This is a genomic window from Shewanella sp. 10B (genome assembly GCF_023475885.1).
GTDB classification, from domain to species: Bacteria; Pseudomonadota; Gammaproteobacteria; order Enterobacterales; family Shewanellaceae; genus Shewanella; species Shewanella mangrovisoli.
Window position 1 is genome coordinate 1 of sequence record NZ_JAMDJO010000009.1, and the last position, 17,417, is coordinate 17,417.

Here is a 17,417-nt window from a genome sequence, read left to right on the forward strand (position 1 = left end):
TCAACGCGGTTGAACTGATGGTCGGCACATCGTTGACGTTCGCCACCACTATCGTAAAGCTCTGGTCTGCGGTTAAGCCATCCACATCCGTGGCGCGAAGCAATACCGCATAGCTACCCACGTTAGCGTTAGTTGGGGTACCACTCAGCACGCCCGTAGCCGCATTGAAGCTCAGCCAGCTTGGCAGTGTCACGGCGCTTAACGTGAGACTGTCGCCTACATCGCTGTCTGTCGCCACCAAGGTGTAGCTATAGGCCGCATCTTGGGTTGCACTGGTCAACGCGGTTGAACTGATGGTCGGCACATCGTTGACGTTCGCCACCACTATCGTAAAGCTCTGGTCTGCGGTTAAGCCATCCACATCCGTGGCGCGAAGCAATACCGCATGACTGCCCACGTTAGCATTACTTGGCGTACCACTCAGCGCGCCCGTCGCCGCATTAAAGCTCAGCCAGCTTGGCAAAGTCACGGCGCTTAAGGTCAGACTGTCGCCCACATCGCTGTCCGTCGCCACTAGGGTGTAGCTGTAGGCCGCATCCTGAGTCGCACTGGTGAGTGCGCTTGAACTGATGGTCGGTGCGTCGTTGACGTTAATTACACTCAAATTAAAGGGAGGAAGACTCGCGGACAGCGAACCATCTGACACGCTGATCACAATACCATTAATCACACCCACATCTTGATTAGAAGGCGTGCCAGATAAAGCTCCCGTTGCGCTATTAAAGGTCAACCATGAAATAGTCTGATTAATGCTAAACGTTAGACTATCTCCAGGGGAGTCAGTCGCTACTGGCGCGAAGTTATATAGCGCCCCCTGGTTAACGGTTAACGTTGGTGTGCCATTAATAACTGGTGCGCCATTGGGTTTTACCGTGTTACTCGCCGATGAGGCACTACCTAAACCAGCCGAATTTGTCGCAGCTACAGTAAATGAATAGGAAGTACCGTTGGTTAATCCAGAGATAACAATGGGCGAAGAGCCGCCCGATGCAGTAATGCCGCCAGGAATCGAGACTAAGGTATATCCACTAATGGGCGCGCCACCACTAAATCCTGGAGCGGTAAAACTCACAGAGGCTTGAGCATCACCCGCTGTCGCAGTGCCAATTACAGGAGCCCCAGGAACAACAGCATTCACTGTAAAGGAACGACTAACTTGGGTCGCAGGTAAATAACTGGCGTCACCAGACTGGTCTGCATTAATAGTACAAGTTCCCGCAGTGACGAATGTCACAGCACCAAGGCTTGTGATCGTACAAACACCAGTTGTGGATGAAGTAAAGGTAGGTAATAAACCAGAATCAGAAGTCGCACTAAACATTGGTGACGAACCAAAGTTCTGCGCACCGGGGTTATTGAAAGTAATGATCTGAGTCGCTTTGGGGGTTATCGAGTTGGATGCTGCTGATGCAGGACCAGTTCCTGCTGAGTTATTAGCAGTGACAGTAAAAGTATAAGCCTGCCCGTTAGTTAAACCCGACACTACTATCGGTGAACCTGAACCATTAATTGGTGCAACATCCGCAGGGCTGACTGTTACTGTATAACCTGTAATACTCGTGCCACCAGTATTGACCGGAGCGGTAAAGGCCACACTTGCCTGAGCATTCCCAGCCGTCGCAGTTACACTTGTAGGAACACTAGGCAATGCAGGATTAACTGTAAAGGTTTGGGAAACTTGAGTTGCAGGCAAGTAGGATGAATTACCCACTTGGTCAGCGTTAATGGTACAAGAACCAGCCGTAACGAACGTCAGGGTTCCGCCCGTTGTGATAGTACAAACCCCTGTAGTTGATGAAGTAAAAGTCGTTGTTAACCCTGAGTCGGATGTCGCGACTAAAGTTGGCGAAGAACCAAAACTCTGTGCACCAGGATTCGTAAAAGTAATTGTCTGAGGTGACACAGGAGTAACAGAATTGGACGCCGCGGAAGCAGAACCTGTCCCGACAGAGTTGGTCGCGGTAACGGTAAATGTATAGGACACTCCATTTGTCAAACCAGTAACAGCAATTGGCGAGCTGGTTCCTGATCCAATAAAACCACCGGGATTAGAGGTAACTGTATAACCGGTAACCGCTGCACCGCCATTACTTACAGGAGCGGTAAAGCTAACCGATGCTTGAGTATTCCCTGCGGTTGCAGTACCGATTGTTGGTGCCGTCGGTGTTACCGCATTAACAGCAAACGAACGCGTAACCGTCATAGCGGCATTAGTCGCAGCGTTACCGGATTGATCGGCATCTATAGTACAAGTACCAGCAGTGACAAAGGTAAGCGCGCCACCGGAAGTGATAGTACAAACGCCTGAGGTTGACGACGAGAAACTTACTGTCAGTCCAGAATTAGAAGTCGCCGTCAGCGTTGGTGTAGCACCAAAGTTATAATTGGCAGGTTGCGCAAAAGTAATGATCTGATCAGCTTTCGGAGTTACTGCATTTGAGCTCCCTGATGCCAAGCCAGTTCCAATAGCATTGGTCGCAGTTACAGTGAAGGTATAGGCAGTACCGTTAGTTAATGAGCCAACTGTAATGGTGCAGGCTGCAGGACCAGCACAGTTTCCTGTCGCCCCTCCAGGATTAGCTGTTGCGGTGTAAGTGGTAATATCCGAACCACCATTACTGCCAGGAGCTGTGAAGGTCACGTTTGCTTGACCATCCCCCGCTGTAGCCGTACCTATCGTAGGTGCATTTGGTGCAGTAGGAATTGCGACCGTGTGGGTTGTACCGCTGCTATAGGCTGCAGGACCTGAATTACCTGCGGCATCTGAAATGTTTGTTGAACCGTTCAGATTGAGCTTGATCGAGCCATTCCCACTGATACCACTGACCGTCACTGTCACACTGGAACCAGTACTAGCAGACACACTGGCAATTGTGCCCGTTGCACCGCCAGTTGTTACTAAGCTGAAATCATCGGTGGAAATATTGCTCACCGACTCACTGAAGTTCACCGTGAAATCCACACTGGTATCAGTTGATACTGCTCCACCACTGGGGGCGATACTCGTCACCGAAGGTGTCACCGCGTCAATAACTATCGCTGTATTCGCACCTAAGGAGTTTGCTGCTCCAGGCGATGCAAGAGTTAAAGTCGCATTGTTGCCTGCAGCATCTTTAATTGTACCCCCATTGGGTGCAAGGGAATTTGTTGCCACATAATCCAGATCGCTGGAGATATCTCCCGCTTGTACTGTGTAACTGAATGTGAGCGAACTAGTACCTGTTCCAGTCGAATAGTTCACAGTCCTATTACTTGATCCATTTTCCAGCGTCAGTTGTGGCGTACCGGTCACATTAACTGTTTCACTGAAATTCACCTGGATACTAATCACATCACCAGCTTTATAAGTGCCACTGCTTGTGCTTGACGTGACCGAGGAAACAGTAGGCACCACGCCATCTATGACGATGTTTTTATTGGCCCCTAGAGAGTTGGCAGCACCCGGAGATGGTAATATCAGTGTTGCATTATTGGCCGCAGCATCTTTGATAGAACCGCCGTTGAGCGACAGGGGATTCGTTGCCACATAATCCAAATCGGACGTGGTATCCCCTGCCTGAACCGTATAATTAAAAAGCAGTGCACTTGTCCCTGTACCACTTGAATAATTCACTACCCTATCTGTGGAGCCAGTTTCAAGGGTTAACTGTGGAGTACCTATAACGTTTACAACCTCACTAAAGTTCACCCGAATACCAATAACATCACCCACTTTATAAGTAGCATTTGTGGCACTCGAACTCACTGAATTTACTGTTGGCGGCGTATTATCCGGATCGGGCACGGTAAATGAGACAATACCCGATAAACCAGCACAACTAGAGAGTTTAATAACAAACTTATCGATAGCTATTCCGCTAAAAGCGGACATATTAATATCTGTTCTAAAGTTCGAAGGATCTGGAGGATTGTTAGTCGACGAAGCCACTAATGAGTTACTGTTATAGCCATAGACCTTGTTAGTTGGACAAGTCCCACCACCTATTCGAAGTTGGCTAAGATTAAAAACTCCGTTATTCCCTGTCACAGTAATAGTGTGTGTGGATGGCATTGGATTTGAGTAACCGACTTGCCCGAATTGGCCACAATATAAACGATTAGGAGAGGTCGCAATGGTATAGTGTGTATCTGTAGAAGTGATATTGACTGCGTTGGCAACATATGTGCCAGGACAAAAATTCAAAGGCGTATACTGACCTAAGACCGCAGAAAAATCCTTAAGCGCTTTTTCGGTAAAGGCCAGTTCAGTTTCAATATGACCGCGCTGAATTTCTAAGTTCCAGTCACCATGTTGCCGTGAATCTCCGGTTAAATTGTTTGATGCAGCCACATCCAGATGAGTGTTGTGCTGAACTATATCCAGCAACTCCTCACCAGCAGCATTTGCAGCTAACTCACAACCGTAAAACAACAGGTCACCACCTTCGCGTACTGCACCATTTAAGGCAGCGAAAACCTCCACTTCTTGCTTTATATTCTCAGCAGTGATGCGAGAGTTACCTAGTAATAAGGCCCCCTCTTGTGCATGTGAGACAATGTGAATTGCAGCAAGATCATGATATTTAGAGAGAATAGTCTTTAGTTGACGTACCCCAGATTGGCTCGAATCGATTTCAACAATATCAATCCCGGGTTTAAGGCCACGATAAAAGAGTTGTTTGTCCGGTACGGCAGAATCAATAACCACCAACTCCTTAACGGGGTAGGCACCAATTATATCTAGGTCATTAGCCTTTTCAGGCGCCAATCCGCGTAGCACCTTTGAAGATGCTGCAGTGCTTACTGGAAGTAGGTTTCCTTGAGCCGTAGCCGAAAGATACGAACGTGAATAACCAGAAGAAAGCTGCACGGGCGCGCCATAAAGCCCAAAGGGAAGCAACAGAGAAGACAACCCGGTAAGAATTTTGTTTGCCATAGTACTCTAAGTTCCTTAGTTTTTAACTGGTATTACTGGCGACTTTTTACTGGCAATAATATTGGCTGCAGTGCCAGTAGTATCCAGCCAGAAGTCCATTTCTTGGTACTTCACAAATAAATCTGGTGGCAAAATGCTACGTCGATTTTTAAACTCCACCTTTCTGCCGACGTTATGCAAACCTTTTACACCCAGGTTTTGATCAAATTCATTCTCTGAATAATCGACATTATCGAAATCATGCGCAAACAAAGGCTCGCCAATAAAACGGTAAATTAATTCTAGAGTGCGAGCTGGATGCTGAGTCAGCAGATCGTAATCCACTAATAACAATCGATCTGAATATTCGCCGTAATAAGCCTCTTTTAATGCCGTCCAAGCGGCCCCCACACTCCCACCCGTATTAATAAGAGCTTCGCAGCGGCTATATACGGTTTGGCGAGTAGCTGCGTTAAACATCCGACTGTAGTCAAAAGGGTTTTTACGGTAAATTTTTTCAAAGCTATCCATAATCCATGCAGGATTTCGCACACAACAAATCACTTTAAAATCATCAACTAATTCAACTAACTGATGAAGACGCGCTGTCCATAGACGATTGGTATCAAAAATAACTGCTTGGCTTTTATCGCTGTAGTAGGCATCGATCAATGCTCGACAAATGGCTTTGCGCTTTTGTTCATCAAAAAAGGAATAGCTTTCACTTCCTGCGCCCATTTGCTCCAAGGCACCATTCACAAGTCCCGCAACAGGACTACTCATAGCAGCGTGAAAGAGTGGATTTTGCCTCAATATTCCCGCAAGCAGCGTGGAGCCAGAACGAGGTAAACCCGAAATAAAATGTAATTGAGCCGTCATTCAATCCCTTGCTTTCTGAAATCATTATTTATATAGAAATGTCAAAGCGTACGACTAAGACACCTAACCATAATCTGGGTAAAAATTAACTTATGTGGATAAATAGAGCTCTTACCCACACAATCTAGAGCAGTTATCCAAAGCAGCGTTGAATTCACGGTATAATCATTTCGACTTACCGATTTCAACTCGCGAAACTTAACCAATAATAAACAAAATAGCCACCAAATAAGGATAGTGCAAAACAAATACGAAACATCTGAAAACATATTTTGTCGTTCGGAATATATTCACCACTTTTTGTTGGACAAATAGCAACCACACAGGACATCCCATGTTTGACTGGAAGAAGATTGATACTGTACTGCTCGATATGGATGGCACCCTGCTCGACCTACACTTTGACAACCATTTTTGGTTGAGTCTGGTGCCGCAGGAGCTGAGCAAGCAGCGGGGATTAAGCCAAAGCCAGGCACAACAACTGGTGGAAGAAGCCTACGGCAGAGTCGCGGGCACGTTAGATTGGTATTGCCTCGATTATTGGCAGTCCGAGCTGCAGCTCGACATTATGGGGCTTCACCGCAACTTAGTTGACCGTATTCAGCTGCGCCAAGACAGCATGCCCTTTCTTGATGCCCTCGCCACCGCGGGTAAAAAACGTATCTTAGTCACCAATGCCCACCCTAAGAGTCTTGCGCTTAAGCTGGAGCACACTGAACTGGCAAGCGGCTTAGATGCGATGATTTCGAGCCATGAAACGGGTTATCCCAAGGAGCACCCACAATTTTGGCAAACGCTATTTGAAAAATTCGCCCTAGTGCCAGAGCGCTGCCTGTTTATCGATGATAGCGAGCCTATTTTGAATGCGGCGCGCTTAGCGGGCGTGGGCCATCAGCTCGGGATCAGCAATCCCGATAGCCAAAAGCCCGCTAAGGCCTTCCATGATTTTCCGGCCATTAGCGACTATCGCCTGCTGTTTGCCGATCTAGCGGGTTAATCCTTTAAAACAAAAGGCACCCTAAGGTGCCTTTATCGAATCATTCTCAAGCTTATCTAAGATTAAAGCCCTGGAATACGGCCCTGATAAACCACAGGGAAGTAACCATCGCTGCCACGCTTGCCGAGCATCCCGAGGGATTTACGCATATCTTCTGGCTGTTCGTTGGTTTCTTTAATCTTAGCGGCAACCTTAACCATATTGCCTTCATCTAGCTGTAGCGTGCCAATAATCCCCAACTGGTTTTTACTCTCATCGGTTGTAAGCTGGGCTTTACCCTCAACACAACTCAGCCCCAACTCGATATTACCCAGTGGATAATTGCCGAATTGGTTCTTCACATTGGTTTGATTTAAAAACAACTTGCCCGATAACTGCTCGCACCAAGGTTTACCTTGTTCTAGAGTTTCGACCAGCAGGCTGACTTCACCGTTAATTTCGGTTCTGAAGGGCAGTTTAGCATTGCCAATCAAGAAACTATCTGGCGCCTCAAAACGCAATCCTTGAGCGCTGATACCACCCATAGACCAAGTGATTAACCCTTTGGCACTCACTGGGGTTGCACGGCTGCCCACTTGAAAATCCAGCTTCACTTTACCCAAAAACAACGCCCAAGGGCTCAGCTCCCAGCGTACTTGTTCCAATTGGCGTTGCTGCAGATTTAAGGTTTCGATGCTGCCTGACCAAATACTGCCGCTCACTCCAGAAATCCCCACGTTTGCAGGCAGTGGCGCGAGGCGCACAGCGACACTGGCGGGAAATAACGCCAGCAAAAACACTAAATAAACCAGTACACCTATAATGATTTTTTTTATCAAACTCACAGCTACACCTTAACCTATTGCGCTAGTTGGATACGTCTTACTTTGACATAGCCAGGCGCGTCGGCCTCTGCCAAATCAACACTCTCAAGTGATAGGCCTTTTTTCTGCACTAAGTCACTCAAATAATTGAGTAAGGCATCGAATGGCACATCATCCATCCACACTTGGATTTTATCGCCCTGGGGCTGCATGCGAGTGATCACTAATCCGTAAGTGCCCGCCGTTTGGTTAACGACCGAGCTTAAGCTGCCTGACATTGTCGGCTTAGCGCCGCTTTGTTTTAAGCCAGCGATTTTATTCGCCGTTTGCTTTACATAGGTCAGAGTCTGCTGCTGCGCCGTTAAGTTGCGCAGTGCATTAGCTTCGGCATTGGCAATGGGTGTCCAGATGCCCCAGTAAAACACACCGATCACTAAGAAAACGGCGCCGAAGCCGACGATTTGCTGCTCGCGCGATGCGAGCCCTTGCCACCAAGTCCGCAAATTATCCATCTTATTTGCTCCTCAAGGTTAAGGTGCTGGTGACCTGATCTTCACCGCTATTCATCGTACCGCCATCCATTTGGAAACGACGGCCGACTATCTCTTTAAACTTCTCAATTTGCGCGTAATTCTTGGCCGTGACTTGCATGCGGATTTCATTACGGGCGCTCTCAAATCTTAAGGTGTTTGGTTTCAGCTCGGGCACTTGTTTAAAGGCGTCCTGTAAACCATCGAGCATCGCAAAAAACTCAGCACCACTGCCTTGGCCCTGGAGTGCGCGCAGCTGGCTTTCCATCTGCGAACGTAAATTCACGATGCGTGAATTCCCCGGTACCACTTGTTGGTAAATGGCTTCACTCTGCGCCTTCAGATCGGCAATCTGGCCATTCACCTGATGAATGGTTAAGCCTTTATTCACTAAGGACAAGACAATGGCAACGCCTAACACGATTGCGGCATTTTTCCATTGCAACAGATGCTTACTGTATTCGCGCTTCGGCGTATACACACCCGTGAGTAAGTTGATGGGCGCATGTAAGATACCGCGCGCCAGTACCAACATAGGTAAATCGAGCGGCTGTGGCTTAAGTTCAACGCCGTCCAGTTCCATCTCTGTGTAACTGGCGACCGACACTTCGTCGGCCTGCGCCGTCAGTTGCTGCATCGCGACTGGTAGCCAAGGTAAAGGCAGACTGTGACCAGTCCCTAATCCTGTACGCAGTAATAACTCGTTACCGAAACGCATGGCCGCCCATTGGCATTCCTGCAATGGCAAGGCGAGGCAATCGGGCACGATACGCTTCACTTTTAAACCCGCTTCGGCCAAACAGCTGAGCCAAGTTTGCATTTGCTCATGGGCAACGGCCACCACACTGAGAGCATCGCCATTGCGTGGGCCAACGGTAAAGTGCATCGCATCCACATCATCGGCGATGGTTTCTTCCAGCATAAAAGGCAGGGCTTTTAAGGCTTGGCGTTGGCCTTTTTCGGGCAGATTCACGCTGGTGAGCGTCATGGCGGAGGCTGGCACCAATACATCGATAGGCCGATTTCCCGCGCGCTCGGTTAAGGTTGATAAACCTTGGGCGTTGGCAAGTTCACCAGAGGCGATAATTTCTTGTTCTTGTTCGGACCAAACCAGCCAAGAGCATGCCTGCTCTGCGGTTCTGCCTAAGCGAATAAATAGCCGTTCACTCACAGTTTTTCTCCACCAGCTTCCATCTTAAAAGATTGAGCTTGTTTGATATTATTTTTGTCCACCAAACTGACGGGTGAGCACATCCATTTTGTTACCGCTGCCCTTTTTGAGCACACTCTCCATCCTAAAAATGGCGTTATCGACCTTAGCGCCCGAGGCGAGGAGGAAGTACTGACTGTCCACCACAAAACTGGACTTCATCGCATCTTCCCACTTAATCGACCCCATTGAGGAGGATTCATAAAAATCATCGATCTTGGCAAAACCATCGCCGGGGCGTTGGTTGATAATGCTTTCGGCCTCACCAACCGAAATCTGATTATCCAGCATGGCCGCCAGCAGCGCCGCTTGCTCGACATCTATGGTGTTCACGTTTAACAGTTGTCTGTCATTCCCTGGAATGACGCAAATATAAGGCAATAATTTCAAATAAATATCTTGGGTGTAACCTATCACAGCCCGCAACTCACTCCTGTGATTCATCAGGGTATTCGCGGCGCGATATGGCACATTACGCGCCTCGTATTCGGCGTCTTCGGCGCCATATGGGCTCGCGACTGTGTCCTCGTCGATATAATCCTTTAGGGTTTGAGTTAAATGATCCGCGGTAAAATCATCCATCCCTAAACTCACTAATAAGGCTTTGTATTGCTTTGCCGCTAACGGCAATTTAGGTTGACCGTTTTCCACATCTTTTGTGGTGACGGACAAAGCATTTAAGTTAAAACACGAACGCATATCGGTGATCTTGCCTGCAATCTCACCATATTCCGCCGGAAACACTACGTCGCTCATGGCCCAATATTGTTGTTTGTGTACACGACCTTCCGAATCGTCCAAGTCCTGCTTCAGGATCTTCTTCGCCAACTCTTCGGCGGAAATTGCGTACCAATAGGCCTGATCGTACTGGGCTAAGTTTAAGGTGCGGCGCATCGACAACTGATTTCGGCTAGTAATATTGGTGGCGATAATCACCACCATGGCTACGATCAGCAACACCACAATCAGCGCGACGCCACGTTGTTTAGCAGGATTTCGCCTTATCATGCGCCATCCTTATTTTCAGGGTCACCTTTGCCGGGGTCTTCTTCCCCGTTACCCGAGCCATCGCCATTATTGTCTTGGTCGCCGTTGTCGTCTTTATTGTCATCGGCGTTGTCGTTCTTGTTGTCCTCATCATTGGATTTCTCTGGCGCCGCCGCGCCCAAGGGCAACATAAACTTGCGTTGAATTTTGCCTAAGCCTTCAATCTCAATTTCCATTGCGATGGCTTTGGGTAACTTGGTCGCCTCGACCTTGCGTTCCCATTTGTCCTCCATAAAGAAGGAATACTCGACCGAGAGCACCTTGTCGATAATTACAGTCTTCATTGGCTCGGCGCCAAATTCGGGCTCGGGATACGGAAAGTACCAACGCTCTAATTTTCCTTCTCGTACCACATAGGCAACCGACTGTATGCTGCCACGGGGCAATAAGCCGTCGGGGTTGAGCCAGCCTAAGCGGTAGAACACTAAGGCCTCTGATTCCGAATCTAAAATATCGTTACCCGTTTGGAACACTGTGGTACCACGGCCGCCTTCGAGTAATCTGGGTGTCCGCGCCACCATCTGCCCAAGGTCGCGCTCAATCGCGCCAAAGCCTTGCTGCAGTGCCTTTAAACGCACCGAGAAGTTACGGGTCACTTCATCATTGGTCAGCACAGTGCTGAGTACCGCATTGGCGGCTAAACCTAACATGGCAAAAATCGCAATCGCGATCAGCATTTCCAGCAGGGTAAATCCCTTATGAGCCTTAGTTTGTTTTAAGGACATAACTGCTCACTTGTGCTGCAATACGCTGATAACGCTCATCTTCACTGACACTAATGCGGATCATGCGAAAGTTATCATCCGTGGTTTTCACCACTTCTTTACGCCAGTACCAATCCTTACCCGCGAGTTCTACTTGCCCTTCTTTTTTGCCTAATTCGGGAAATTGCGGATCGAGTCTGGCATCCACCATTTGATTATCCGCCACCCATTGGGCAAGGGTGCGCGACTCCAGAATCGGCATGTTCGCCATCTGTTCACCTAAGCTTTTGGTGATAGAGACGGCGGCGATGGCAAATACCGCCAAGGCCACAATGACTTCGAGTAGGGTCATCCCCTTAGCGTATTTCATCGGGTCGCCCTAGGGTTAAACGGCCAAGGGCATCGCCCACCACTAACACATCGAGTGGCCCATTGTCGGTCTTGGTCATAAAGCTCAGCTCAAAAGCGCTCATTTCACCACTCGGCAACAGCAAAATCTGCGGCTCTGGATGCTTTTTCTTATCTTCCGCAGAAGGCTCGATTAAGGGTTCGTCGAACCACGACTCGTCCTTCTCATCCTCCTGCACTAAGGGTAAACCGTCGAGCACTAGGTTCAACACGACGCCGGGCTCCATTTGTTTTTCAGACAGAATCCTGTCCTTCTCCAATGGATTCCATTTACCATCTTTATAATAAACAAACTGATAGCTGGTCTTTTCCACCACGATACCGATAAATTGACCGCTCAAGACGGTTTCATCCAGCACTAATTCTGTGGCGGCGATAAATTGCTGCGCGTTTTTTTCCAGCGCCTGTTGTGGACCTGAATTGCCAATAGACATAGTCACCGCCGCAGCGGTGAGTCCCATTAACAAAATCACCAGCATCATCTCCATCAAGGTGAAGCCGGCGTGGCGCAGCGTTACCATCTTATTGGAAGTTCTGTAAGTTCCAGTTACCGATATCGTCTTCGGTACCTGGCTGACCATCTGGGCCTGCACTAAAGATATCTAACTTGCTGTTTTCGCCTGGGCTTAACAGTAAGTAGTTATTGCGCCATGGATCCTGTGGTAAACGCTTTACATAACCTTCTTCACGGTAGTTACGTGGCTCGGGTGAAATGGTTGGTTTTTGCACTAAGGCTTCTAAACCTTGTTCAGTCGTTGGATAAACACCGTTATCTAACTTGTACATATCTAAGGCGTTTTCGAGCGCTACTATGTCAGATACCGCTTTCTGTTGGTCGGCTTTATCTTTGTTGCCCATCAGGTTTGGCACTACCATAGACGCCAAAATACCGAGGATAACGATAACCACCATCACTTCGAGTAAGGTAAAACCCTTGTGCTTTTTGTTCATTTGCATCGACTACATCTCCTAAAAAACCTGCGCCATCTCTGAGTCCAAAGAGGCAATAATCCATAAATTTAATAACTAGCCACTAATCAAATTGTTCAGTGCCAAAATAGGTTGCAGAATGGCCATCACGATAAAGAGTACAACCCCCGCCATGCTCACCACCAACATGGGCTCGAACACACCCAGCGCCAGTGTAACATTACTCTCGAATTCCCTATCCTGGTTATCCGCAGCACGCTCAAGCATTTCCTCGAGCTGACCACTCTTCTCCCCTGAGGCGATCATATATAACATCATCGCCGGGAATAGCTTAGTGTTAGTCAACGCTGCGCCTAGGCTAGTTCCTTCCCGTACGCGTGCCGTGGCATCATCCACCGCCGCTCGCACCCGCACATTTTGCAATACTTCGCTGGCAATGCGCATCCCATCTAACAAAGGCACCGAGCTGGCGGATAAAATACTTAAGGTACGCGCAAACCGCGCGGTATTGAGTCCTTTACTGACTCGGCCAATCACCGGCATTTTCAGCAAAAACGTATGGTATTTCATCTTGAAAATCGGTGACTTAAGCAGACGCTGGAACACCACCAGCAGAATACCGATCGCCAAGATAACAAACAGGCCATAGTGTTGGACAAATTCCGAAGCGGCAATTAAGAAGCGAGTCGTCGCGGGTAACTCGGCGCCCATATGCTCAAATTGGCCAACCACTTTTGGCACCACGGCCGCCAACAACACCGACACCACCCCAATGGCCACTATCGTCAGCATAATGGGGTAAATCATCGCCTGTTGCAGTTTCGACTTCAGCTGCTGACGACGTTCGGTGTAATCGGCTAAGCGGTTCAGTACCACTTCTAAGTGACCGGATTTTTCACCCGAGGCCACCATGGCGCGGTACAAGTCATCGAAAATATGCGGAAATTCGGCAAGAGAGTCGGCCAGACTATAACCTTCCACCACGCGGGAGCGCACCGCCATGATCATGCTGGCGAGACGCGCCTTCTCACATTGCTGGCCTACAGCCTTAAGACATTCCTCAATCGGTAAGCCCGCCGCAACTAGTGTCGCGATTTGACGGGTGATCAGCGCTAATTCCGCCACCGAAATCCCGCGTTTAAAGGGCGAGAATCCCGTACCTTTCGCCTTGGCTTCCTTTTCGGTGACCGGCAAAATTTCCAGCGGCATCATACGTTGGTCGCGCAGCTGACTACGGGCATGTCTGGCGGTATCCGCCTCAATCACCCCTTTTAGCTGTTTTCCCTTGGCGTCCAGCGCCTTATATTCAAATGCTGGCATAGCTTACTCCTCGCGGGTCACCCTTAGGACTTCTTCCAGAGTGGTGATACCTGAGAGCACCTTGCTCATGCCATCGTGGCGAATGCTTGGCACCGACTGGCGGATATATTTCTCAATCGCCAGTTCGCCACGTCCACCGTGGATCAGCTCGCGCACATTATCATCGACCAGCAATAACTCATGGATACCCGTACGACCACGGTAGCCACTGCTACCACAGGCCTTACAGCCATTGGCGCGGTAAATATGGCGATGATCGTCCGCCGCCATTCCCAGTAGCTCACGCTCACGGGCATCGGGCACATGTTCCGTCTTACATTTTGGACAGAGAGTACGGATTAAGCGCTGGGCTAATACCCCAAGCAAACTCGATGAGACTAAGAAAGGCTCTACGCCCATGTCCTGCAAACGGGTAATCGCGCCAGAAGCCGTGTTGGTATGTAGAGTTGAAATCACTAAGTGGCCAGTCAAAGATGCCTGCACCGCAATTTGGGCGGTTTCTAGGTCACGGATTTCCCCGATCATCACCACATCCGGGTCTTGACGCAGAATTGCACGCAGACCACGGGCGAAGGTCATGTCCGCCTTAGTGTTCACTTGAGTTTGACCTATACCTTCTAACTCGTATTCGATGGGGTCTTCAACGGTTAAGATATTGGTATCTTTAGAGTTAATCTCGGTAAGACCCGCATACAGCGTGGTACTCTTACCCGAACCCGTAGGGCCTGTCACCAGAATAATGCCGTGTGGACGACGGATGATCTCGTCGAACTGGGCACGGATACTGTCGGTCATCCCCAGTTGTTTTAAGTCCAAATTGCCGGCATTTTTATCTAACAGACGCAGCACCACACGCTCGCCATGGCTCGATGGCATGGTCGATACCCGCACGTCCACCGCACGACCCGCAATCCGCAGCGAAATACGGCCGTCCTGCGGTACACGTTTCTCGGCGATATCGAGGCGCGCCATGACCTTAATCCGCGACACCAACAAAGATGACAGCTTACGATTCGGTTTAAGCACTTCCTTCAACACACCATCGATACGGAAACGCACGACCAACTGCTTCTCGTAGGTTTCGATATGGATATCCGAGGCTTCTTCTTTAATCGCTTCAGATAACAAGGCGTTAATTAGCTTGATAATAGGCGCATCATCATCGCCTTCGAGCAGATCTTCGGTTTGCGGCAGCTCTTCGGCGAGGGTGAATAAATCCATCTCGTTGCCAATATCTTCCATCAGCTGCTGCGCTTCGGAGGAGTTGGCTTGATACGCCTGAGTTAATTTCGCCTCAAACTTGCCCGGTTCGAGCAATACCAGTGGCAAATCCGCGCCCGAGTAGCGGCGCGCTTCGAGCATGGCCGCTAATGGGGTCTTAGCGGTATAAAACAGGTTCAAGGCGCCATCATCGCCATAGGCTAAAATCACCTCATGGCGGTGGGCAAAGGCAAAGGGTAAACGCTCTTTGCTGCTGGAGCGAAATACCTCATCACCTTCGGCTTCAAGCCCTAGTTCGTTAGAAACTAGGCTTAAATCCTCGACTTGGGTTACTTGTATTTCACTCATTGTGTTTTGTCTTTGTTCTTGTTTTCATCCAGCGACTTGAGGGTCGAGTCCGTTTTACGCATATTGGTATCTAACCCTTTGCCTTCTTTATAACGCTCTAAAATCTCATTCACTTCCGGCGGCAGGTATTCAGATTGATTCCATTCTTCCAGAATTGGCACTTGAGTATTTGGCATTAAGTTCACGCCGCGCTCTTGCTGCTCAAGTTGTAATGCTCTGAAATAGTTGTATTTACGGCCTGCGATACCTTCCATAGTCACACCATCACGGATAATGGTAGGCTTGATGAAGATCATCAGGTTCTTTTTGGTCTTCTTACTCGAAGACGACTTGAATAGGTGCCCGAGTACCGGAATGTCACCAAGGAATGGTACTTTCTGCACGCTTTCTTGGACTTCTTCGTTAATCAAACCACCGAGCACCACAATTTGCCCTGAATCGGCCATCACAGTGGTAGTTAAACGGCGAGTCGCGAAGGAAATATCCACACCCGTGTTACCGTTTACGCCCGAGACTTCTTGCTCAATCGCAAGCTTAACCGCGTTGCCTTCGTTGATCTGAGGCACCACTTTTAACTTCACCCCAACCTCTTTACGTTCAACGGTTTGGAATGGGTTGCTGTTGTTTGAGCTAGCGGTAGAACCGGTTAGAATCGGCACTTCGTCACCGACGATAAAGGAGGCTTCTTGGTTATCCAAGGTGGTGATAGAAGGTGTTGCCAGTACGTTCGAGTTGGTATCGGCCGATACAGCTTGTATTAGGGCGCCAAAGTCACCCATGGCCACGCCCCACGCCATACCATTCACTTTACCTAAGGCTTGGGCAAGTAATGTCACATCACCTTTGGTATCAGGGTTGTCTGTACAGGTCTGATTATCCCCAGAACCAGTACAAGTTTGGGAAGCTTTCACATCCTGTGCCTGCCAAATACCGGCACCAATTTCACCAATGGTTGGACCTAAGTTATTGAACTGAGTACCACCACCTGCTTTAGATGCCCATTGCACACCGAAACCGACGTTATCGCCTTCGGCGACTTCCACAATAATGGCTTCGACTAATACTTGGGCGCGACGAATATCGAGTTGGTTGATCACGCTCTCGATAGTGCGCATCTGATCTGGCTCGGCGCTGATCACTAAGGCGTTGGTATCAGTGTGGGCCATAATGTTGATTTCATTACGACGTTTAGCTCCGGCCTGGGCGCTAGGGTCTTTTTCACCCTCAAGCTTTTGCGCAAATCCGGTCAACACCTCAACCAAATCTTCGGCCTTGGCATAACGTAAGTAACGTACCTTGGTATTACCTGTGCTGGCCTGCTCGGCATCGAGGCGGTGGATAAGCTCAACCACGCGTTGGCGGCTCTTTTCATCACCACTGACCACTACGGCGTTAATCCGCTCGTCGGCAACCACCTTAGGCGCTTGTCCTGGGAGCTGCGCCTGGTTAGCCGTCGCGCGGTAAAGGGTATCGATAATACGCACCATTTCACCGGCTGAGGCATATTCGAGTGGCACCACTTGTACCGAGGTATCGCCCTGCTTATCAACACGGCGAACGATTTCAACTAACTTGTTCACTACCGCGGCGCGGCCTGACAGCATCAGTACGTTCGATGGGTCGTAGTTCACTACGTTACCGCCACCGGCGTTATCGTTTAACTGGCGTAATAACGGCGCTAACTGCTTGGCTTCAGTGTTATACAACGCCACGATGCGGGTGACCATTTCATCGCCCAAACCTGGGTCGTTGTCGTTGGCGACACGAATCGCCGCGGTTTTCGCATCTTTGTCTTTAATGACCTTGATGACGTTGTTTTCCATCTCGACGATGGCATAACCGTACACTTGCAGCACGTTGAGGAAGAATTGGTAATACTGCTCATCGTTGAGCAGATCATAACTGCGCACGTTGATCTTGCCGCGAATGGTCGGGTCAACAATGATAGTTTTATTCAGGTTTTTACCAACGATGTTGATAAATTCTTGGATATCAGTGCCTTTAAAGTTGGCCGCATATTGTTCAGACCAAACAAATTGCGAGGTCAGCATAGTGGCGCCAGCCACAACTCCAGCAATCAGTTTGCGTCGAATCCGTTTGTTATTCATTATTTTACTTTCCTCTAA

Annotated in this window: 14 protein-coding genes; 1 reads left to right on the forward strand and 13 read right to left on the reverse strand. The window is 48.9% G+C overall.

The annotated features are described in order from the left end of the window. Together M0415_RS19170 and M0415_RS19175 are read right to left on the reverse strand one after the other, a co-directional pair. Positions 1–4,915, reverse strand: a 4,915-nt coding sequence (locus tag M0415_RS19170) for a DUF4347 domain-containing protein (protein WP_249560513.1), incomplete at its 3' end; no start/stop codon positions are given. A 15-nt stretch (positions 4,916–4,930) separates the two neighbouring features. Next, a complete protein-coding gene (locus tag M0415_RS19175; RefSeq protein ID WP_249552987.1) occupies positions 4,931–5,773 on the reverse strand; it encodes a sulfotransferase family protein in 843 nt (280 codons plus the stop codon). A 334-nt stretch (positions 5,774–6,107) separates the two neighbouring features. On the opposite strand from M0415_RS19175, the gene yrfG reads away from it, so the two are divergent. Next, the gene (yrfG, locus tag M0415_RS19180; protein ID WP_249552985.1) at positions 6,108–6,770 is read left to right on the forward strand and encodes a GMP/IMP nucleotidase; all 663 of its coding nucleotides are present in this window, start codon (positions 6,108–6,110) and stop codon (positions 6,768–6,770) included. Positions 6,771–6,832: 62 nt separating this feature from the next. Here the strand turns inward: yrfG and M0415_RS19185 are convergent, their stop codons facing one another. The 11 genes from M0415_RS19185 to gspD form a co-directional block, all read right to left on the reverse strand. After that, positions 6,833–7,594, reverse strand: coding sequence for a type II secretion system protein N (locus M0415_RS19185; RefSeq protein ID WP_249552983.1), 762 nt, complete (start codon positions 7,592–7,594; stop codon positions 6,833–6,835). A gap of 14 nt (positions 7,595–7,608) precedes the next feature. Further along, positions 7,609–8,085: a type II secretion system protein M gene (locus tag M0415_RS19190; RefSeq protein ID WP_011715431.1), complete on the reverse strand. Its 477-nt coding sequence runs from the start codon at positions 8,083–8,085 to the stop codon at positions 7,609–7,611. 1 nt (position 8,086) lies between these two features. Continuing rightward, a complete protein-coding gene (gene gspL / locus M0415_RS19195; protein ID WP_023266225.1) occupies positions 8,087–9,274 on the reverse strand; it encodes a type II secretion system protein GspL in 1,188 nt (395 codons plus the stop codon). A 48-nt stretch (positions 9,275–9,322) separates the two neighbouring features. Further along, positions 9,323–10,321: a type II secretion system minor pseudopilin GspK gene (gene gspK, locus M0415_RS19200; protein ID WP_011715430.1), complete on the reverse strand. Its 999-nt coding sequence runs from the start codon at positions 10,319–10,321 to the stop codon at positions 9,323–9,325. Beyond that, the gene (gene gspJ, locus M0415_RS19205) at positions 10,318–11,085 is read right to left on the reverse strand and encodes a type II secretion system minor pseudopilin GspJ (RefSeq protein WP_249552981.1); all 768 of its coding nucleotides are present in this window, start codon (positions 11,083–11,085) and stop codon (positions 10,318–10,320) included. Before gspJ ends, gspK begins: the two co-directional genes overlap by 4 nt. Next, complete coding sequence (gene gspI / locus M0415_RS19210) at positions 11,066–11,434, reverse strand: type II secretion system minor pseudopilin GspI (protein ID WP_011715428.1); 369 nt, start codon at positions 11,432–11,434, stop codon at positions 11,066–11,068. The genes gspJ and gspI overlap by 20 nt, the downstream gene beginning before the upstream one ends. Next, a complete protein-coding gene (gspH, locus tag M0415_RS19215) occupies positions 11,421–11,993 on the reverse strand; it encodes a type II secretion system minor pseudopilin GspH (RefSeq protein WP_249552979.1) in 573 nt (190 codons plus the stop codon). Before gspH ends, gspI begins: the two co-directional genes overlap by 14 nt. A gap of 1 nt (position 11,994) precedes the next feature. Further along, positions 11,995–12,429, reverse strand: coding sequence for a type II secretion system major pseudopilin GspG (gene gspG, locus M0415_RS19220; protein ID WP_011715426.1), 435 nt, complete (start codon positions 12,427–12,429; stop codon positions 11,995–11,997). 69 nt (positions 12,430–12,498) lie between these two features. Beyond that, a complete protein-coding gene (gene gspF / locus M0415_RS19225; protein WP_249552977.1) occupies positions 12,499–13,722 on the reverse strand; it encodes a type II secretion system inner membrane protein GspF in 1,224 nt (407 codons plus the stop codon). Positions 13,723–13,725: 3 nt separating this feature from the next. After that, a complete protein-coding gene (gspE, locus tag M0415_RS19230; RefSeq protein ID WP_086902859.1) occupies positions 13,726–15,291 on the reverse strand; it encodes a type II secretion system ATPase GspE in 1,566 nt (521 codons plus the stop codon). Continuing rightward, the gene (gene gspD, locus M0415_RS19235) at positions 15,288–17,399 is read right to left on the reverse strand and encodes a type II secretion system secretin GspD (protein ID WP_088213085.1); all 2,112 of its coding nucleotides are present in this window, start codon (positions 17,397–17,399) and stop codon (positions 15,288–15,290) included. Before gspD ends, gspE begins: the two co-directional genes overlap by 4 nt. Positions 17,400–17,417 lie beyond the last annotated feature (18 nt).